At 38.8% G+C, this 17,448-nt stretch carries 28 protein-coding genes (1 of these 28 only partly in view); 26 read left to right on the forward strand and 2 right to left on the reverse strand.

Annotated elements, in window-relative coordinates; translation table 11 throughout:
* Positions 1-32: 32 nt before the first annotated feature.
* The 25 genes from rpsN to ACUXVC_RS00855 all read left to right on the forward strand — a co-directional run bounded on the left by rpsN (position 33) and on the right by ACUXVC_RS00855 (position 15,248).
* Positions 33-218: a 30S ribosomal protein S14 gene (gene rpsN / locus ACUXVC_RS00735; RefSeq protein ID WP_001085700.1), complete on the forward strand. Its 186-nt coding sequence runs from the start codon at positions 33-35 to the stop codon at positions 216-218.
* Positions 219-247: 29 nt separating this feature from the next.
* The gene (rpsH, locus tag ACUXVC_RS00740; RefSeq protein WP_000245511.1) at positions 248-646 is read left to right on the forward strand and encodes a 30S ribosomal protein S8; all 399 of its coding nucleotides are present in this window, start codon (positions 248-250) and stop codon (positions 644-646) included.
* A gap of 32 nt (positions 647-678) precedes the next feature.
* Positions 679-1,218 carry a 50S ribosomal protein L6 gene (rplF, locus tag ACUXVC_RS00745; protein ID WP_000086551.1) on the forward strand — a complete coding sequence of 180 codons (540 nt, stop codon included), beginning with the start codon at positions 679-681 and terminating at the stop codon, positions 1,216-1,218.
* A gap of 33 nt (positions 1,219-1,251) precedes the next feature.
* Positions 1,252-1,614 (forward strand): 50S ribosomal protein L18, encoded by a 363-nt coding sequence (gene rplR, locus ACUXVC_RS00750; RefSeq protein WP_000628818.1) that lies wholly within the window; start codon positions 1,252-1,254, stop codon positions 1,612-1,614.
* 21 nt (positions 1,615-1,635) lie between these two features.
* Complete coding sequence (gene rpsE, locus ACUXVC_RS00755; protein ID WP_000554646.1) at positions 1,636-2,136, forward strand: 30S ribosomal protein S5; 501 nt, start codon at positions 1,636-1,638, stop codon at positions 2,134-2,136.
* A gap of 13 nt (positions 2,137-2,149) precedes the next feature.
* Positions 2,150-2,332 carry a 50S ribosomal protein L30 gene (rpmD, locus tag ACUXVC_RS00760; RefSeq protein ID WP_001085233.1) on the forward strand — a complete coding sequence of 61 codons (183 nt, stop codon included), beginning with the start codon at positions 2,150-2,152 and terminating at the stop codon, positions 2,330-2,332.
* 33 nt (positions 2,333-2,365) lie between these two features.
* Complete coding sequence (gene rplO / locus ACUXVC_RS00765; protein ID WP_000766083.1) at positions 2,366-2,806, forward strand: 50S ribosomal protein L15; 441 nt, start codon at positions 2,366-2,368, stop codon at positions 2,804-2,806.
* On the forward strand, positions 2,806-4,107 hold the full coding sequence (secY, locus tag ACUXVC_RS00770; RefSeq protein WP_000490118.1) for a preprotein translocase subunit SecY: 1,302 nt from the start codon (positions 2,806-2,808) through the stop codon (positions 4,105-4,107). The genes rplO and secY overlap by 1 nt, the downstream gene beginning before the upstream one ends.
* Before the next feature lie 54 nt (positions 4,108-4,161).
* Positions 4,162-4,812 (forward strand): adenylate kinase, encoded by a 651-nt coding sequence (locus ACUXVC_RS00775; RefSeq protein ID WP_001048997.1) that lies wholly within the window; start codon positions 4,162-4,164, stop codon positions 4,810-4,812.
* A complete protein-coding gene (map, locus tag ACUXVC_RS00780; RefSeq protein ID WP_000582539.1) occupies positions 4,812-5,558 on the forward strand; it encodes a type I methionyl aminopeptidase in 747 nt (248 codons plus the stop codon). The genes ACUXVC_RS00775 and map overlap by 1 nt, the downstream gene beginning before the upstream one ends.
* A gap of 68 nt (positions 5,559-5,626) precedes the next feature.
* Positions 5,627-5,845, forward strand: a complete 219-nt coding sequence (gene infA / locus ACUXVC_RS00785; RefSeq protein ID WP_001029884.1) for a translation initiation factor IF-1 — start codon at positions 5,627-5,629, stop codon at positions 5,843-5,845.
* Positions 5,846-5,880: 35 nt separating this feature from the next.
* Entirely contained in the window at positions 5,881-5,994 is a 114-nt protein-coding gene (gene rpmJ, locus ACUXVC_RS00790) for a 50S ribosomal protein L36 (RefSeq protein WP_000868344.1), read from the forward strand.
* Positions 5,995-6,015: 21 nt separating this feature from the next.
* Positions 6,016-6,381, forward strand: a complete 366-nt coding sequence (rpsM, locus tag ACUXVC_RS00795) for a 30S ribosomal protein S13 (RefSeq protein WP_000090792.1) — start codon at positions 6,016-6,018, stop codon at positions 6,379-6,381.
* A gap of 24 nt (positions 6,382-6,405) precedes the next feature.
* Entirely contained in the window at positions 6,406-6,795 is a 390-nt protein-coding gene (gene rpsK, locus ACUXVC_RS00800) for a 30S ribosomal protein S11 (RefSeq protein WP_000101797.1), read from the forward strand.
* Positions 6,796-6,975: 180 nt separating this feature from the next.
* The gene (locus ACUXVC_RS00805) at positions 6,976-7,920 is read left to right on the forward strand and encodes a DNA-directed RNA polymerase subunit alpha (protein WP_000569643.1); all 945 of its coding nucleotides are present in this window, start codon (positions 6,976-6,978) and stop codon (positions 7,918-7,920) included.
* A 35-nt stretch (positions 7,921-7,955) separates the two neighbouring features.
* The gene (rplQ, locus tag ACUXVC_RS00810; protein WP_000331490.1) at positions 7,956-8,318 is read left to right on the forward strand and encodes a 50S ribosomal protein L17; all 363 of its coding nucleotides are present in this window, start codon (positions 7,956-7,958) and stop codon (positions 8,316-8,318) included.
* 103 nt (positions 8,319-8,421) lie between these two features.
* Positions 8,422-9,264: an energy-coupling factor ABC transporter ATP-binding protein gene (locus tag ACUXVC_RS00815; RefSeq protein WP_000711762.1), complete on the forward strand. Its 843-nt coding sequence runs from the start codon at positions 8,422-8,424 to the stop codon at positions 9,262-9,264.
* Positions 9,240-10,121: an energy-coupling factor ABC transporter ATP-binding protein gene (locus ACUXVC_RS00820; RefSeq protein ID WP_098127175.1), complete on the forward strand. Its 882-nt coding sequence runs from the start codon at positions 9,240-9,242 to the stop codon at positions 10,119-10,121. The genes ACUXVC_RS00815 and ACUXVC_RS00820 overlap by 25 nt, the downstream gene beginning before the upstream one ends.
* On the forward strand, positions 10,109-10,903 hold the full coding sequence (locus tag ACUXVC_RS00825; protein ID WP_001186530.1) for an energy-coupling factor transporter transmembrane component T family protein: 795 nt from the start codon (positions 10,109-10,111) through the stop codon (positions 10,901-10,903). Before ACUXVC_RS00820 ends, ACUXVC_RS00825 begins: the two co-directional genes overlap by 13 nt.
* Positions 10,904-10,917: 14 nt before the next feature.
* A complete protein-coding gene (truA, locus tag ACUXVC_RS00830; RefSeq protein ID WP_002094238.1) occupies positions 10,918-11,661 on the forward strand; it encodes a tRNA pseudouridine(38-40) synthase TruA in 744 nt (247 codons plus the stop codon).
* Positions 11,662-11,813: 152 nt separating this feature from the next.
* A complete protein-coding gene (gene rplM / locus ACUXVC_RS00835; protein ID WP_001260795.1) occupies positions 11,814-12,251 on the forward strand; it encodes a 50S ribosomal protein L13 in 438 nt (145 codons plus the stop codon).
* 21 nt (positions 12,252-12,272) lie between these two features.
* The gene (rpsI, locus tag ACUXVC_RS00840) at positions 12,273-12,665 is read left to right on the forward strand and encodes a 30S ribosomal protein S9 (protein ID WP_000079986.1); all 393 of its coding nucleotides are present in this window, start codon (positions 12,273-12,275) and stop codon (positions 12,663-12,665) included.
* A gap of 162 nt (positions 12,666-12,827) precedes the next feature.
* Positions 12,828-13,256: a DUF2521 family protein gene (locus ACUXVC_RS00845; RefSeq protein ID WP_001101005.1), complete on the forward strand. Its 429-nt coding sequence runs from the start codon at positions 12,828-12,830 to the stop codon at positions 13,254-13,256.
* Between the two features lie 66 nt (positions 13,257-13,322).
* Positions 13,323-14,036 (forward strand): N-acetylmuramoyl-L-alanine amidase CwlD, encoded by a 714-nt coding sequence (gene cwlD, locus ACUXVC_RS00850; RefSeq protein ID WP_000822439.1) that lies wholly within the window; start codon positions 13,323-13,325, stop codon positions 14,034-14,036.
* Between the two features lie 144 nt (positions 14,037-14,180).
* Positions 14,181-15,248, forward strand: a complete 1,068-nt coding sequence (locus tag ACUXVC_RS00855; protein ID WP_089170265.1) for an Mrp/NBP35 family ATP-binding protein — start codon at positions 14,181-14,183, stop codon at positions 15,246-15,248.
* Positions 15,249-15,402: 154 nt separating this feature from the next.
* Here ACUXVC_RS00855 and gerD read toward each other — a convergent pair whose 3' ends face one another.
* The gene (gerD, locus tag ACUXVC_RS00860) at positions 15,403-16,020 is read right to left on the reverse strand and encodes a spore germination lipoprotein GerD (RefSeq protein WP_050842394.1); all 618 of its coding nucleotides are present in this window, start codon (positions 16,018-16,020) and stop codon (positions 15,403-15,405) included.
* A 139-nt stretch (positions 16,021-16,159) separates the two neighbouring features.
* Here gerD and kbaA point away from each other — a divergent pair, with 139 nt between their 5' ends.
* A complete protein-coding gene (gene kbaA / locus ACUXVC_RS00865) occupies positions 16,160-16,771 on the forward strand; it encodes a KinB signaling pathway activation protein KbaA (RefSeq protein ID WP_089170266.1) in 612 nt (203 codons plus the stop codon).
* Positions 16,772-16,890: 119 nt separating this feature from the next.
* Here kbaA and pdaB read toward each other — a convergent pair whose 3' ends face one another.
* A protein-coding gene (gene pdaB / locus ACUXVC_RS00870) for a polysaccharide deacetylase family sporulation protein PdaB (protein ID WP_000464717.1) crosses the window boundary here: on the reverse strand, positions 16,891-17,448 show its 3' portion. The gene runs 207 nt beyond the window's last position; 558 of the gene's 765 nt are visible here — the last part of the coding sequence; its start codon lies off the right edge, out of view — the gene reads right to left on this strand; it ends in the stop codon at positions 16,891-16,893.

The following is a 17,448-nucleotide window of genomic DNA, read 5'->3' on the forward strand; positions in this document are numbered from 1 at the left end:
GGAAGCCAACGCTAAGTAGAGGAGGCGAAAACGTGGCTAAAAAATCTATGATAGCGAAACAAAAGCGTACTCCTAAGTTTAAAGTACAAGAGTATACACGTTGCGAACGCTGCGGTCGTCCGCATTCTGTATACCGCAAATTTAAACTTTGCCGTATTTGTTTCCGTGAACTTGCATATAAAGGTCAAATTCCTGGTGTTAAAAAAGCTAGTTGGTAAAACCCACAAATGGGAAGGAGGTAAAACACATGGTGATGACAGATCCAATTGCAGACATGCTTACTCGCATCCGTAATGCGAACATGGTACGTCATGAGAAATTAGAGGTTCCTGCTTCTAAAATCAAAAAAGAGATCGCTGAACTTTTAAAACGTGAAGGTTTCATTCGTGATGTAGAATACATCGAGGATAACAAACAAGGTATCCTTCGTATTTTCCTGAAATATGGTGCAAACAATGAACGTGTAATCACTGGATTAAAACGTATCAGTAAACCTGGCTTACGCGTTTACGCTAAAGCTGACGAAGTACCACGTGTACTTAACGGATTAGGTATCGCTCTTGTTTCTACATCTAAGGGAGTAATGACAGACAAAGACGCTCGTCAATTACAAACTGGTGGAGAAGTAGTAGCATACGTTTGGTAATATATATTTAAAACGAACGGAGGTGTGACCACATGTCTCGTATTGGTAAAAAGATTCTTGAAATCCCTGCAGGTGTTACTATTACAATTGCAGAAGACAATACTGTAACAGTAAAAGGCCCTAAAGGTGAATTAACTCGTAAATTCAATGCTGATATGTCTATCAAAATTGAAGAAAATACACTAACAGTTGAGCGTCCATCTGAACAGAAGGAACACCGTGCATTACACGGTACAACTCGTGCTTTAATCGGAAACATGGTTGAAGGTGTAACTGCAGGTTTCGCACGCGGACTTGAATTAGTCGGTGTTGGTTACCGTGCTCAAAAACAAGGAGATAAACTTGTTTTAAGCGTAGGTTATTCTCATCCAGTAGAAATGACTCCGGAAGCAGGTCTTGAAGTTGAAGTACCTGCACCAACTAAAATCGTAATTAAAGGTATCGACAAGCAACGTGTTGGCGAATTTGCTGCTAACATCCGTGCTGTACGTGCTCCTGAGCCTTACAAAGGTAAAGGTATTCGTTACGAAGGCGAAGTTGTTCGTCGTAAAGAAGGTAAAACTGCTAAGTAAACCCGTTAGGTGAGAGAAAGGAGTGACAAGAAAATGATCACTAAAGCTGATAAAAATGCGACTCGTAAGAAAAGACATGCACGTGTACGTGCTAAACTTACTGGTACTGCAGAGCGTCCACGTTTAAACGTGTTCCGTTCTAACCAACATATTTACGCTCAAGTTATTGATGATGTGAATGGTGTAACGTTAGTAAGTGCATCTACTCTTGATAAAGACCTTGCTCTTAACGGTACTAGCAATACTGAAGCTGCTACGAAAGTTGGAGAATCAGTTGCTAAGCGTGCTGTAGAGAAAGGCGTTAAAGAAGTAGTATTTGATCGCGGTGGTTACTTATACCATGGCCGTGTTAAAGCTCTAGCTGAAGCTGCTCGTGAGGCTGGATTACAATTTTAATGGTCAAAGGAGGGAAAATTGATGCATCGCATTGACCCAAGTAAATTAGAACTTGAAGAACGTGTAGTTACGATAAATCGTGTCGCGAAAGTTGTTAAGGGTGGTCGTCGTTTCCGCTTTGCTGCACTAGTTGTAGTTGGCGATAAAAACGGTCATGTTGGATTCGGTACTGGTAAAGCACAAGAGGTACCAGACGCAATCCGCAAAGCTATCGAAGACGCTAAGAAAAACTTAATCGCTGTACCATTAGTTGGTACAACAATTCCACACACAATCAACGGTCACTTTGGAGCTGGTGAAGTATTCTTAAAACCTGCTGCTGAAGGTACTGGTGTTATTGCTGGTGGACCTGTTCGTGCGGTACTTGAATTAGCTGGTGTACAAGATATTCTTTCGAAATCTCTTGGTTCTAACACACCAATCAACATGATTCGCGCTACTGTGAACGGATTAAGCGAACTTAAGCGCGCTGAAGATGTTGCAAAATTACGCGGTAAATCTGTAGAAGAGCTACTAGGTTAAGGAGGGAAAACAAATGGCGAAAAAGTTAGAAATTACCCTCACTCGTAGTGTAATTGGTCGTCCACAAGATCAACGTGCGACGGTAGAAGCTTTAGGTCTTAAAAAGTTGAATTCAACTGTAGTTAAGGAAGAAACTCCTGCTATTCTTGGTATGATCAACAAAGTTTCTCACCTTTTAACTGTAAAAGAAGCTTAAGGATAACTCATTAATATAAGGAGGTGCCTGGGAATGAAACTTCATGAATTAAAACCTGCAGAAGGTTCTCGTAAAGTACGTAACCGTGTCGGTCGTGGTATCGGTTCTGGTAACGGTAAAACTGCTGGTAAAGGTCATAAAGGACAAAACGCACGTTCTGGTGGCGGTGTTCGTCTTGGCTTCGAAGGTGGTCAAACTCCATTATTCCGTCGTTTACCAAAACGCGGCTTCACAAACATTAACCGTAAAGAGTTTACTATTGTAAACTTATCAACGTTAAATCGTTTTGAAGATGGTACAGAAGTAACACCTGAATTATTGCTGGAAACTGGCGTTATCAGCAAGTTAAACGACGGTGTTAAAATTCTTGCAAGCGGAGCAGTAGAGAAAAAACTAACTGTTAAAGCGCACAAGTTCTCTTCAAGTGCTAAAGAAGCAATTGAAGCAGCTGGCGGATCAGTTGAGGTGATCTAATGTTTCGTACAATCTCCAACTTTATGCGCGTTGCTGAGATAAGACGTAAAATATTATTCACTTTAGCGATGTTAATCGTATTCAGGATTGGCACGTTTATCCCAGTGCCATTTACAAATGGAGACGTACTGAAAGCACAAGACCAATTAAATGCTTTAGGTATTCTTAATACATTTGGCGGTGGCGCCTTGAAAAACTTCTCCATCTTTGCGATGGGAATCATGCCGTATATTACAGCATCCATCATCGTGCAATTATTGCAGATGGATGTTGTTCCTAAATTTTCGGAATGGTCGAAGCAAGGTGAAATGGGCCGTCGTAAACTAACGCAATTCACGCGTTACTTTACAATTGTTCTTGCGTTTATTCAGGGGTTTGGTATGTCAATCGGTTTTAACGGTATGGTAGGTGGGCAATTAATTTTGAATCCTGGTTGGAGCACTTATTTATACATTGCTACGGTACTGACTGCTGGTACTGCATTTTTAATGTGGTTAGGCGAACAGATTACAGCTAAAGGTGTGGGTAATGGTATTTCCATCCTTATCTTTGGCGGTATTGCTGCAGCGATCCCAAGTGTTATATCTCAAGTGTATCAACAACAGTTTCAAAATATCGGAGATCAATTGTTCATGAGTATCGTTAAAGTTGCATTGATTTTACTAGCTGTGCTAGCAGTTATTGTTGGTGTTATTTTCATTCAACAAGCTGTTAGAAAGATCCCAATTCAATACGCGAAGCGTGTAACAGGAGGGAATGGGAATCATGCTGGAGCACAAAACACACATTTACCGCTTAAGGTAAATAGTGCGGGTGTTATTCCAGTCATTTTTGCTGTTTCATTCTTAATTACGCCTCCAACTATTGCACAGTTCTTCCCGAAACATGATGTATCGCAGTGGATTATTGCAAACTTTAACTATTCTCACCCAGTGGGAATGATCATATATGTTGCGCTCATTGTAGCCTTCACATATTTCTATGCGTTTGTTCAGGTTAATCCAGAGCAAATGTCAGAGAATCTAAACAAGCAAGGTGGATATGTTCCAGGTATTCGTCCGGGTAAGAATACAGAACAATATCTAACAAAAATCTTGTATCGTTTGACCTTTGTAGGATCAATTTTCCTAGCAGCGATTGCAATCTTACCAGTTATCTTTACGAAATTGGGAAATCTTCCTCCATCTGCACAGATTGGTGGAACGAGTATGTTAATCGTTGTCGGCGTTGCTTTAGAAACAATGAAGCAGCTAGAAAGCCAACTGGTAAAACGCCATTACAAAGGGTTTATCAAGCAGTGAGTAAGTGGGAAGAACCATCTTCCCTACATGCTCATGTACTGAGGGGGAACAAGGATGAACTTAATTTTAATGGGGCTTCCTGGTGCTGGTAAAGGTACACAAGCCGAACAGATTGTAGCCAAGTATAACATCCCTCACATTTCAACAGGAGATATGTTCCGTGCAGCTATGAAGGCTGAAACTGAAATGGGTCTACAAGCAAAATCTTTTATTGATAAAGGTGCACTTGTTCCAGATGAAGTTACAATCGGAATTGTTCGTGAACGTTTAAGTCAAGAAGACTGCGTAAGAGGTTTCTTACTAGACGGTTTCCCACGAACTGTTGCACAAGCATCAGCTCTTGAAGAGATTATGAAAGATCTTGGCAAAAAAATCGACTATGTTTTAAACATTAATGTGGATTCAGGGTTGTTATTAAAACGCCTTACAGGCCGTCGCATTTGTAAAGAGTGCGGTGCGACTTACCACTTAGAATTCAATCCACCAGCAACAGCTGATGTGTGCGATAAATGTGGTGGCGAATTATACCAACGCTCTGATGACAATGAAGAAACTGTAGCAAATCGTTTAGATGTGAATATTAAGCAAACAAAACCTTTGCTTGATTTCTACGACGAGCTTGGTTACTTAAAAAGCATTAATGGTGAGCAAGATATCAATAAAGTATTTGCTGATATCGATGTTCTCATCGGAGGCTTAGCGTAATGATCATCTGCAAAACTCCTCGCGAGATAGAAATCATGCGAGAAGCTGGCAGAATCGTTGCTTTAACTCATCAAGAGTTGAAACAGCACATTACTCCAGGAATTACAACGAAAGAGCTCGATCAAATAGCGGAAAAGACGATTCAAAAATATGGTGCTACGCCATCTTTTAAAGGATACAACGGATTTCCGGGGAGCATATGTGCTTCTGTAAATGAAGAGCTTGTACACGGAATTCCAGGAAAGCGCAAGCTCAAAGAGGGCGATATCATCAGTATCGATATTGGTGCGAAATACAATGGGTACCATGGAGATTCTGCATGGACGTATCCAGTTGGAAACATTTCTGAATCTGTTCAAAAGCTACTTGATGTCACAGAAAAATCGTTGTATCTTGGTCTAGAACAAGTAAAACCAGGCGAGAGATTATCAAATATCTCACATGCGGTTCAAACCCATGCTGAAGAGAATGGATTCTCGATCGTTAGGGAGTATGTTGGTCACGGAATCGGGCAAGACTTACATGAGGACCCTCAAATCCCGCACTATGGTCCACCAAATAGAGGCCCTAGATTAAAGCCGGGAATGGTCATCTGTGTTGAGCCGATGGTGAATCAAGGAAGACGATATGTAAAAACACTATCTGATGACTGGACAGTGGTAACGGTAGATGGTAAATGGTGTGCCCATTTTGAGCACACGATTGCTCTTACAGAAGCAGGATACGAAATCCTTACCACTTTATAAGTAGCTGGCTCTCCGGGATTTCAGAGCAGTGTAAAATGTTACTGATTTGAAGAAGGGAGAACTATTGAATGGCTAAAGATGATGTAATTGAAGTCGAAGGTACCGTTCTTGAAACGTTGCCAAATGCTATGTTCAAAGTAGAATTAGAGAATGGGCATGTCGTATTGGCTCACGTTTCTGGTAAAATCCGTATGAACTTCATTCGTATTTTACCAGGAGACAAAGTTACGGTAGAATTATCTCCGTACGATTTAAATCGTGGTCGTATTACGTACCGTTTTAAATAATATAGCACTCCGTAATCTTTAAGGAGGTTCGAGACATGAAAGTAAGACCGTCAGTTAAACCAATCTGCGAAAAATGTAAAGTTATTCGTAGACGTGGAAAAGTAATGGTTATTTGTGAAAACCCTAAACATAAACAAAAACAAGGTTAATCAGAAGGAGGTGCATTCAGAATGGCACGTATCGCAGGTGTAGATATTCCTCGAGACAAACGCGTTGTTATTTCTTTAACTTACGTATTCGGCATTGGTCGCACAACTGCTGAAAAAATTCTTACTGAAGCTGGTATTTCTTCAGAAACACGAGTTCGTGATTTAACGGAAGACGAATTAGGACGTATCCGTGATGTTATCGATCGTATTAAAGTTGAGGGAGACCTTCGTCGTGAAGTATCTCTTAACATTAAACGTCTAATGGAGATCGGTTCTTACCGTGGTCTTCGTCACCGTCGTGGTTTACCAGTTCGTGGTCAAAATTCTAAAAACAATGCTCGTACACGTAAAGGTCCACGTCGTACAGTAGCAAATAAAAAGAAATAATAAGTAAAGGAGGTTGAACTAACAATGGCACGTAAAACAAACACTCGTAAAAAACGTGTGAAAAAGAATATCGAAGCTGGTATAGCTCATATTCGTTCTACTTTCAACAACACAATCGTAACACTTACAGATACTCACGGTAACGCGCTTTCTTGGTCTAGTGCTGGTGCACTTGGTTTCCGTGGATCTCGTAAATCTACTCCATTCGCTGCGCAAATGGCTGCTGAAGCTGCTGCTAAAGTTGCAATGGAGCACGGTTTAAAAACTTTAGAGGTTACTGTTAAAGGTCCTGGTGCTGGTCGTGAAGCTGCAATTCGTGCTCTTCAAGCTGCAGGTCTAGAAGTAACAGCAATTAGAGATGTTACTCCAGTTCCTCATAATGGATGTCGTCCGCCAAAACGTCGTCGTGTGTAATTTTTCTGTATAGAATTTTCCCTTTTGTCTATAATGGATATGATGCATTATCGAGAAATTTCGTACAGAAACATCGCTTGTTGTGCACAATCGGGAACTGCCTAAGGGGGACTTTCGGTTAGACAGGGGTTATACCTTTGTTTAACCGGGGTTTCGACGTTTTGAAGGAGGGTTTAGTTAATGATTGAAATCGAAAAGCCGAAAATCGAAACGGTTGAACTTAACGAAGATGCTAAATATGGTAAATTCGTAATTGAACCGCTTGAGCGTGGATATGGTACTACTTTGGGTAACTCCTTACGTCGTATTCTTTTATCCTCACTCCCTGGTGCCGCTGTTACTGCTATCCAAATCGATGGCGTATTACATGAATTTTCAACAGTTGAGGGCGTAGTAGAAGACGTTACGACGATCATCTTAAACTTGAAAAAGTTAGCTCTTAAAATCTACTCTGAAGAAGAGAAGACGTTGGAAATTGATGTGCAGGGCGAAGGTATTGTCACAGCTGCTGATATTACTCACGATAGTGATGTAGAAATCTTAAATCCAGATTTACACATTGCAACGTTAGCAAAAGATGCGCATTTCCGCGTGCGTTTAACTGCAAAGCGTGGCCGTGGGTATACGCCAGCTGATGCAAATAAAAGCGAAGATCAACCAATAGGAGTAATTCCTATTGATTCTATTTATACTCCAGTATCACGTGTGACTTACCAAGTGGAAAAGACACGTGTCGGACAAGTGGCTAATTATGATAAGCTTACGCTTGATGTATGGACGGATGGAAGCATCGGGCCAAAAGAAGCTATCTCTTTAGGTGCCAAAATCTTAACTGAGCATTTAAATATCTTTGTTGGTTTAACTGATGAAGCACAAAATGCTGAGATTATGGTCGAGAAGGAAGAAGATCAAAAAGAGAAAGTTCTTGAGATGACTATCGAAGAACTAGACCTTTCTGTTCGTTCTTATAATTGCCTAAAACGTGCAGGAATTAATACTGTACAAGAGCTTGCGAACAAAACAGAAGAAGATATGATGAAAGTTCGTAACTTAGGACGTAAATCCTTAGAAGAAGTTAAACATAAACTTGAGGAATTAGGTTTAGGTTTACGTAAAGACGACTGAGGATTTAAACCCATGAACAAAGGAGGGAACTACGAATGGCATACAGAAAATTAGGCCGTACAAGTGCGCAACGTAAAGCTATGTTACGTGACTTAGCTACTGATTTAATTATCAACGAGCGCATCCAAACGACAGAAACTCGTGCAAAAGAACTTCGTTCTGTAGTGGAAAAAATGATCACTTTAGGTAAACGCGGAGATCTTCATGCTCGTCGTCAAGCAGCAGCTTTCATTCGCAATGAAGTAGCTAACGCTGAGACTGGTCAAGATGCACTTCAAAAATTATTCGCTGATGTAGCTCCACGCTATGCTGAGCGCCAAGGCGGATACACTCGTATTGCAAAAATTGGTCCACGTCGCGGAGACGCAGCACCAATGGTAATTATCGAGTTAGTATAATGATAATTAAAAGGGCAGGACAGTTCTTTTCAAGAAACTGGTCATGGCCCTTTTTTTTAAATATAAAAATAGGCGAGCTTGGCGAAGGAAAGGGTGCCTTCTATTGAAAAAAGAGAAACTTCGGATAGGAAATATATCATTTCAATATCCTGGGGCAGCCACGTATGCATTAAAAGATGTTTCATTTTCCTTATATGAGGGAGAATGGGTATCTATTATTGGACAAAACGGTTCAGGAAAGTCTACACTTGCAAAATTATTGAATGGTTTGTTTTTGCCGGAAGCAGGGACTATTACAGTAAATGATTCAATGGTTTTATCAGAGGAAACGGTATGGGATGTTCGAAAACAAATTGGAATGGTATTTCAAAATCCAGATAATCAATTTGTTGGAACAACAGTGCAAGATGATGTTGTATTTGGCTTAGAGAATATCGGAATGCCCAGAGAACAAATGATTGAAAGATTAGAACAGGCCTTACGACTTGTCCGTATGGAAGATTTTCTTAATGATGAGCCTCATTCCTTATCTGGTGGGCAAAAGCAGCGAGTGGCAATAGCAGGCGTTTTAGCACTTCAGCCATCTATTTTAATATTAGATGAAGCAACGTCAATGTTAGATCCTCAAGGAAGACGTGAAGTAGTAGAAACGGTTAGACAACTTGTTAATCAAAAAGGTATTACTGTGCTATCAATTACGCACGATTTAGAAGAAGCGGCACAGTCAGATCGTGTCATTATTTTAAATAAGGGAGAAATATTAGAGGAAGGGACTCCAGAAAAAATTTTCAAATCCTCTCATATGCTCCAAGAAATTGGCTTAGATGTACCGTTTTCGGTGAAAATAGCAGAATTATTAAAAAGAAATGAAATTATTTTGCAAAATACGCATCTTACAATGGAAAGCTTGGTGAACGAACTTTGGAGATTACATTCCAAAAAGTAGAACATCGTTATCAATATAAAACTCCATTTGAAAGACGCGCGCTTTATGATGTAGACGTGTCGTTTCCAAGTGGGGGCTATTATGCCATTATCGGTCATACTGGTTCAGGTAAGTCGACGATGATTCAACATTTAAATGGTTTATTGCAGCCGACAAATGGTACAGTTCAAATTGGTGAACATTTGATTTCGGCAGGAAAGAAAGAAAAAAAGCTAAAGCCACTACGTAAAAAAGTAGGGGTTGTCTTTCAATTCCCAGAACATCAGTTGTTTGAAGAGACTGTGGAGAAAGATATTTGTTTCGGCCCTACTAATTTTGGGGTATCTGTAGAAGAAGCGAAGCAAAAGGCAAGAGAGGCAATTGAACTTGTAGGGTTAGAGCCAGAACTGTTAACACGTTCACCGTTTGAGTTAAGTGGCGGGCAAATGAGGCGTGTTGCGATTGCGGGTGTATTGGCGATGGAACCTGAAGTGCTTGTATTAGATGAACCTACAGCAGGGCTAGATCCAAAAGGGCAGAACGAACTTATGCAGATGTTTTATAAGTTGCATAAGGAGAAGAGGCTTACAGTTATCCTTGTAACGCATAATATGGAGGATGCCGCTCAGTATGCGGAGCAGATTGTAGTTATGCATAAAGGAACGGTCTTTTTGCAAGGAAGTGCAGAGGAAGTATTTTCACATGCTGATGAACTAGAGAAAATTGGTGTGGATCTTCCTATGTCATTAAAGTATAAACGTGCAATTGAAGAGAAGTTTGGTATTTCAATTCCAAAGGCTACCTTATCTTTAGAGGATCTTACTCATGAAGTTGTGCAGGTGTTACGAAAAGGTGGTCATGAATCATGCAGCAGTTGATTATTGGGAGATATATCCCGGGGAATTCACTTATTCATCAACTTGATCCACGTACGAAGCTGCTGATTGTCTTTTTATATGTATTTGTTGTTTTCTTAGCAAATAATGCGATTTCATATGGATTTTTATTTTTATATGCACTCATTGCTTTATTTTTTGCAAAAGTGCCGATTCGTTATGTACTTTCGGGCTTAAAACCAATTTTATGGATTTTTCTTTTTACATTTTTCCTGCATATTTTTACAAATAAAGAGGGGGATGTACTACTCCAGCTTGGTTGGTTTTCGATACATGAAAAAGGATTAGAGCAAGGGATATACATTTCTGTACGATTCTTCGTTATTATTTTAATGACGACATTATTAACGTTAACGACGACACCTATTGAAATTACAGATGGTTTGGAGACGTTATTAAAGCCGTTGAAGCGTATAAAGGTTCCTGTTCATGAAATCGCATTAATGATGTCAATTTCTCTTCGTTTTATTCCGACATTAATGGATGAAACGAGTAAAATAATGAAAGCACAAGCATCACGTGGTATTGATTTCGCTGGGGGACCGATAAAAGATAGAATGAAAGCTATTATCTCACTGCTTGTTCCTCTGTTTATCAGTGCTTTTAAGCGTGCAGAGGACTTAGCTATTGCGATGGAAGCTCGTGGATATCAAAGTGGTGAAGGACGTACTAAATTTAGGCAACTACGCTGGAAAACAAGCGATACAGTAACGATTGTAAGCTTATTTTGTTTAGCTTGTATTTTGGCATGGGTGCGATCGTAATGGAGAATAGAGAAATGGATAGAATAAAATGTACGGTTGCATATGATGGCATGCATTTTTGTGGTTATCAAATTCAGCCGAAGCATCGTACTGTTCAACAGGAGATAGAAAAAGCATTACAGAAATTGCATAAGGGAGAACTTGTTCGTGTTCAGGCATCTGGTAGAACAGATTCTACGGTTCATGCAAAAGGACAAGTCATACACTTTGATACTCCTTTGTCTCTTGAAGAGTGGCAATGGAGTAACGCTTTAAATACAATGTTGCCAGATGATATTGTTATTAGGCAAGTAGAGAAAAAAACAGAAGAATTTCATGCACGTTACGGTGTTGAGAAAAAAGAATATCGTTATCGTGTATTATTATCGAAGACTGCGGATGTATTCCGTAGAAATTACGTATATCAATATCCATATCCGCTCGAAATCAAAAAAATAAGAAAAGCAATTCCGTATTTTATTGGAACGCATGATTTCACTTCTTTTTGTTCGGCAAAAACTGACAAAAAAGATAAAGTGCGAACAATTTATGAAATCGAGTTAATTGAGCAAGACGATGAATTAATTTTTCGTTTTGTAGGTAATGGATTTTTATATAATATGGTCAGAATTATTGTTGGTACGTTACTTAACGTAGGGCAAGGAAAGCTTGATCCTGATAGCATTCCAGAGATTTTAGCGAAACAAAATCGTCAGTTTGCTGGAAAGATGGCTCCAGGTCATGGGCTTTACCTATGGGAGGTAAACTATAACAACTAATCCTGGTGTAACATTTGCTTGACATTAGAAACTCAAAAGTATATCATAACATATGGTATTGTTTCTAAAACCACGATTAGCCCCGGAAGGAAATCGTGTTTAAGATAAACAATAGATTTTTTCTATGGAAAAGATAACGAGGAGGGAAACACATGCGTACGACTTTTATGGCAAAAGCTAACGAAGTTGAGCGTAAATGGTATGTGGTTGATGCTGAAGGTCAAACTTTAGGTCGCCTATCTACTGAAGTAGCATCCATTTTACGTGGTAAAAACAAACCTACATTTACACCACACGTTGACACGGGTGATCATGTAATTATTATTAACGCTGAGAAAATTCATTTAACAGGTAATAAATTAAACGATAAAATTTACTACCGTCACACTAACCACCCAGGTGGACTTAAGCAAAGAACAGCTCTTGAAATGCGTACAAACTACCCTGTACAAATGTTAGAGCTTGCAATTAAAGGCATGCTTCCAAAAGGACGCTTAGGCCGTCAAGTTTCTAAGAAACTTAACGTGTATGCTGGAGCAGAGCATCCACACCAAGCACAAAAACCAGAAGTTTACGAACTTCGCGGATAATTAATTAAAGGAGGGCTTACTTTGGCACAGGTTCAATACTATGGCACTGGACGTCGTAAGAGTTCAGTAGCGCGCGTACGCCTAGTTCCAGGCGAAGGACGCGTTATCATTAACGGTCGTGATTTTGAAAACTATATCCCATTTGCTGCATTACGTGAAGTAGTGAAACAACCTCTAGTTGCAACAGAAACTTTAGGTAACTACGATGTACTTGTAAACGTAAATGGTGGTGGATACACTGGTCAAGCTGGTGCTATTCGTCACGGTATTTCTCGCGCTTTATTAAAAGCTGATCCAGAATACCGTCTAACACTAAAACGTGCAGGTCTATTAACTCGTGACGCACGTATGAAAGAGCGTAAAAAATACGGTCTTAAAGGCGCACGTCGTGCACCTCAGTTCTCAAAACGTTAATTTTTGCGAACTACAAACCCCAACCATTTTGGTTGGGGTTTTTTTATGTTTCATTCCTCTTTTGTAATTTTTGTAGCTTGGAATATTTTAGTGCTACCGCCGCACGTATGCTTCTTCTTTAGAAGTTTAGACTAATACGTATTAGGGAGGTTTATAAGTACTATGAATGTCATTGTCAGCTTACAAGAAAAACAAAAAGAAAAGCAGTTAAAATACGAGCGGAAGATGTTGCGGGAATTATCATTAAAAACATTACGTTCAAATATTCGTGATGCCTTTCAAATGCAAGAGCTTCATCGTCAGTATGAAGATTACTGTATTGAATTAGGGATAGAATCTTATTTATTAGGAGCGAGATATAGTAAATTTGGCTATTATGGTGAATCGTTTTTTGATGTGAAATATAGAGCTTTAGAAGAAGAACAACAATTAACTGAAACGCTATTTCAATTTTTAACGAGTATGACTATGCGAGAAATAAAGTTGAAAGATGAGGAATTACTTTTTGAATCTTGTCAGCAGTTTATAGGATTGTGGTGGCAAGAAGGGTATGAAAAAGGTGAAAGAAGATATCGATTAAAGCTTCATTAAGACAAGCATAAACTTTCCTCTTGTCCCATATAAGTAATTAGAGGGACTAGCTGGAGGAGGAAAGGTATGAAGAGAATTCGAATTATCTCTTTTGCACTCGCTGCGGTTGTATTGTTTTTTTTAGTCAAACAAGAATTTCAAATTACAAAATCGTGGCGAGCTTGGAATTTACCCTTATCAGGGAAAGTAATTGTATTAGATGCTGGGCATGGTGGACCAGATGGAGGGGCTGTTGGAGGAAAGGATATTATAGAAAAGGATATTACGCTTGAAATTACAAAAAAGGTACAAGACTATTTACAAGAACAAGGTGCACTAGTTATTTTAACGCGTGAGGGAGATTATGATTTAGCTAACAAAGATACAAAGTCATATAGTAGACGTAAAGCAGAGGATTTAAAAAAACGTGTAGAAATCATCAATAAACCTGATGTAGACTTTTTTGCAAGTATTCATTTAAATGCTTTAACTAGTAGTGGATCGAAGGGCGCACAAACGTTCTATTACCGCTCTTCAATTGAAAATGAACGTGCTGCAAAATTTATACAGGCTGAATTGAGAACAAGTTTAGAGAACACGAATCGTTCTGCTAAGACAATTTCGCATGTGTATTTATTAAAGTATTCTAAAACACCAGGTGCTTTAATTGAAGCCGGCTTTTTATCGAATGTGAACGAAAGGTATATGTTAAATTCGGAGAAATACCAGCAAAAGGTAGCAGCTGCAATATACCGAGGTATATTACGCTATTTCACGGAAAAAGGAAATCCTCCAGAATAAGGAGGATTTTTTTGAGTTTCTCTCGTTAACGAAGTTTTCGGAAAATATGTTATACTGGAAATGTAAACGCATTTATTTCAAGAATAAGCAGAGATAAATTCAATTAACATTACGTTATTTTTCATACAGGGGGCTGGGCTAATTATGGTAACGAAAGAACAAGTGGTTGAAGCGTTAGAAGGGATGGTAGATCCGTTTTTACATAAAACATTAAAAGAAACAAGTGCAATTAAAGAGGTAACAGTCAAGCCTGAGAAGGAACATGTGAGTGTCAAAATTGCAATCGTAAAAACTGGTACAGCGGAACAAATGCAGTTGCAGTCTGGAATTGTAAAGTTATTAAAAGAGCTTGGAGCGGCAACAGTTGGACTTCGTTTTGCAGAATTTACAGAAGAGGAATTAGCTCAGTTTGCACCAGAACAAGAAGCAGAGCAAAGTGAATCTTTATTGTCACCAAATTCAAAAACGACATTCTTAGCAGTAGCGAGTGGAAAAGGTGGCGTGGGAAAATCAACCGTTTCCGTTAACCTTGCAGTTGCTTTAGCTCGTTTAGGAAAAAAAGTTGGTATTATTGATGCGGACATTTACGGTTTTAGTGTGCCAGACATGATGGGGATAGAAAAACGTCCCATCGTAAGAGGTGATAAGATAATTCCGGTAGAACGTTTAGGTGTAAAGGTAATCTCAATGGGCTTCTTTGTAGAGGATAATGCACCAGTTATTTGGAGAGGACCTATGCTTGGGAAAATGTTAAACCACTTCTTCACAGAAGTAGAATGGGGCGATTTAGATTATTTAGTATTAGATTTGCCACCAGGCACAGGTGATATTGCGTTAGATGTGCACTCAATGTTGCCATCTTGCAAAGAGATTATTGTAACGACACCGCATCCAACAGCTGCGTTTGTAGCAGCGCGTGCTGGAGCGATGGCATTACGCACTGAACATAGTATTCTCGGTGTTGTTGAGAACATGGCATATTTTGAAAGTAAGGTAACTGGTGAGAAAGAATATGTATTTGGAAGAGGCGGGGGAGATAAGTTAGCTACCGAACTACAAACAAATGTTCTCGGGCGTATTCCACTGCAACAACCCGATTGGAATAAAGAAGACTTTGCTCCTTCAGTATATGAGGATACACATACAACCGGCATTATTTATAGTAAAATAGCTGAAACAGTAATTGATAAAACAGCTGTTACACAAAAATAAAGCGAAACTTTAATCAGTGGGGTTCATCTGTTACTGGAAACAACTAGTAAACCTTTCGCTTAACTAGAGGGCCATTTTGTCTGTTAATAGCAAGATAAAGTAATAACGAGTGGACAATTTATACATTGTCCACTCGTTATTATAGTTATTATTTTCACTGTTCTTCCTTCTTCTCGCCTTGAGAACCGCCATCACCGCCTGCTTCTTTCTTATCAGATCCACCTTTTTCAGCCTTTTGTACACCTTTACTAATGATATCAATCATCTTGGCTTGGAAGAGTGGACTTTCAGCAGTTTCTGTTAGTACTTGTTGTAGATATTGACGGTATTCTTTACTCTTCATTGTTTGTAACATCATTTTTTCTACTTCAGGATTTTTCATAATTTCTATAACGCCTGCTTGGTATTCAGGGTCTTTTAATAAGGTTTTCATTAATTGGGTTTGTTCTTTCCCCATACTTTTAGCAAACTTTGATGAGAACTCAGGATCTTTAAAGAGCTTTTCCCAGAATTGTTGCCCTTTATCGGATACCATGGCATCTTCAATCGTTTTCTTTACTACTGTTTCATCTAGTATGAGTGCTTGTTTCATTTTTTCATCAGTTAATACATCTTGAATAGCTTTCTTACCTTGATCTGTTTTTAAAATATCAACAATCATTTTCTTTGTTTGATCGTAATCTAGTTCGGATTTCGTTTCTTTTCCTTGTGCGCATGCTACAAGTGCGATAAGTAGAAAAGAAGAAACGAAAATGAATAGTATCCGTTTCATAAGTTGGAACTCCTTTCAGCACAGTTCTCTCTTTTTAATATAAATATCTTTAAGGAATTTATACATGAACATGGCTAGCTTTTTGAAATTGTCATTGATACAATTTAATTAGAAATATAAGGATAATGGGGGATGTGTTGTGAATAGCCGCAAGTGGGTACGACTATTTTTAACGACGTTGTTTCTTGGTGGGATTAGCACAGTTATTATTGGTTTTGTTTTGGAGTGGGACAGGTATGATAAATTTTTTCAAAATTTCGACGTTAAGGAGATTTTAGCGGTATCTTTCTGGTTGATGGGTGTAGGATTTATTTTTAGCGTTATAAGTCAAATGGGATTCTTTGCATATTTAACAATCCATCGTTTTGGACTAGGGATGTTTCGCTCATCGTCTTTATGGAATGCAGTCCAGCTCTTCTTTATTGCATTCGTATTATTTGATTTTGTGTATTTAAGATCTGTACTTATTGCAAATGGGGAAATCTCATTGGGGAATAACATACTTGTTGCTGGAATTTTATTTGTGTTTGGAGCAATTGTTGCTTATGTAAAAAGTAAAGAAACAAATAAAAAAGCATTTGTGCCAGCTCTGTTCTTTATGGTTGTTGTAACGATTCTTGAATGGGTACCGGCGCTTCGGATTAATGATACAGATTGGTTATATTTAATGGTTATACCGCTATTGTTATGTAATGCATATCAATTACTTGTATTACATCGTTTAATCGGAAAAACGAGTAAATCTGCTTAATAGAGAGAGGTTTTATATATCAGCAGTTATATTACTGGAAATGGTGTGATTAAAAAAGCTCTACCACCTTTTTGAAAGGTAGTAGAGCTTTTTATACGTGAAGAGTAGTAGGGACGAAGCTATTTCACATCTTCACTTTTCGTACTTGTGTTGGAAATAAGTTGTGATACGGATATTTGCTCATATCCATCACTTTTTAATTTTTGCAGGAGCAGCGGTAAAGCTCTATTTGTTTGAAGGGCAGAATCGGATGCGTGTAATAAGACAATATCTCCACCTTTCAAATTATTAGAGACGGTGGAAACGATGTGATTTACACCTGGGTTTTTCCAATCGTTGGAATTGTTACTCCAATGCACGACGGTGTATCCAAGTGATTCTGCAATTTTAAGGGTTGCCTTGTTAAATTCGCCACTAGGTGGACGTAACAGCTTGACTTGTTTTACCCCAAGTTTTGTAAAAACATCTTGTGCTCGTAAAAGGTCTCGTCTTATTTCATTCGTCTCTAGAGAAGTGTAGGATGTGTAATTGTAACCCATACTACCAATTTCGTGTCCATCTTTCATGATGCGCTCTACAATATCGGGGTGTCTTTCGGCCCATGCAGCAGAAAGGAAGAAGGTTGCATTCTTAATTTGTCTTTCTTTAAGAGTATCAAGGATTGGAATTGCTTTTTT

Source organism: Bacillus sp. N6, from assembly GCF_052805735.1.

What these genes read in the sequence shown, in the direction of transcription:
- rpsK (WP_000101797.1), top strand. Translation starts at nt 6,406, where the DNA reads ATGGCACGTAAAACAAACACTCGTAAAAAACGTGTGAAAAAGAATATC.
- rplM (WP_001260795.1), top strand. Translation starts at nt 11,814, where the DNA reads ATGCGTACGACTTTTATGGCAAAAGCTAACGAAGTTGAGCGTAAATGG.
- rplQ (WP_000331490.1), top strand. Translation starts at nt 7,956, where the DNA reads ATGGCATACAGAAAATTAGGCCGTACAAGTGCGCAACGTAAAGCTATG.
- ACUXVC_RS00775 (WP_001048997.1), top strand. Translation starts at nt 4,162, where the DNA reads ATGAACTTAATTTTAATGGGGCTTCCTGGTGCTGGTAAAGGTACACAA.
- rpsE (WP_000554646.1), top strand. Translation starts at nt 1,636, where the DNA reads ATGCATCGCATTGACCCAAGTAAATTAGAACTTGAAGAACGTGTAGTT.
- cwlD (WP_000822439.1), top strand. Translation starts at nt 13,323, where the DNA reads ATGAAGAGAATTCGAATTATCTCTTTTGCACTCGCTGCGGTTGTATTG.
- rplO (WP_000766083.1), top strand. Translation starts at nt 2,366, where the DNA reads ATGAAACTTCATGAATTAAAACCTGCAGAAGGTTCTCGTAAAGTACGT.
- truA (WP_002094238.1), top strand. Translation starts at nt 10,918, where the DNA reads ATGGATAGAATAAAATGTACGGTTGCATATGATGGCATGCATTTTTGT.
- gerD (WP_050842394.1), bottom strand. Translation starts at nt 16,020, where the DNA reads ATGAAACGGATACTATTCATTTTCGTTTCTTCTTTTCTACTTATCGCA.
- ACUXVC_RS00845 (WP_001101005.1), top strand. Translation starts at nt 12,828, where the DNA reads ATGAATGTCATTGTCAGCTTACAAGAAAAACAAAAAGAAAAGCAGTTA.
- infA (WP_001029884.1), top strand. Translation starts at nt 5,627, where the DNA reads ATGGCTAAAGATGATGTAATTGAAGTCGAAGGTACCGTTCTTGAAACG.
- ACUXVC_RS00825 (WP_001186530.1), top strand. Translation starts at nt 10,109, where the DNA reads ATGCAGCAGTTGATTATTGGGAGATATATCCCGGGGAATTCACTTATT.
- ACUXVC_RS00805 (WP_000569643.1), top strand. Translation starts at nt 6,976, where the DNA reads ATGATTGAAATCGAAAAGCCGAAAATCGAAACGGTTGAACTTAACGAA.
- rpsM (WP_000090792.1), top strand. Translation starts at nt 6,016, where the DNA reads ATGGCACGTATCGCAGGTGTAGATATTCCTCGAGACAAACGCGTTGTT.
- rpmJ (WP_000868344.1), top strand. Translation starts at nt 5,881, where the DNA reads ATGAAAGTAAGACCGTCAGTTAAACCAATCTGCGAAAAATGTAAAGTT.
- rpmD (WP_001085233.1), top strand. Translation starts at nt 2,150, where the DNA reads ATGGCGAAAAAGTTAGAAATTACCCTCACTCGTAGTGTAATTGGTCGT.
- secY (WP_000490118.1), top strand. Translation starts at nt 2,806, where the DNA reads ATGTTTCGTACAATCTCCAACTTTATGCGCGTTGCTGAGATAAGACGT.
- map (WP_000582539.1), top strand. Translation starts at nt 4,812, where the DNA reads ATGATCATCTGCAAAACTCCTCGCGAGATAGAAATCATGCGAGAAGCT.
- rplF (WP_000086551.1), top strand. Translation starts at nt 679, where the DNA reads ATGTCTCGTATTGGTAAAAAGATTCTTGAAATCCCTGCAGGTGTTACT.
- rplR (WP_000628818.1), top strand. Translation starts at nt 1,252, where the DNA reads ATGATCACTAAAGCTGATAAAAATGCGACTCGTAAGAAAAGACATGCA.
- ACUXVC_RS00855 (WP_089170265.1), top strand. Translation starts at nt 14,181, where the DNA reads ATGGTAACGAAAGAACAAGTGGTTGAAGCGTTAGAAGGGATGGTAGAT.
- rpsH (WP_000245511.1), top strand. Translation starts at nt 248, where the DNA reads ATGGTGATGACAGATCCAATTGCAGACATGCTTACTCGCATCCGTAAT.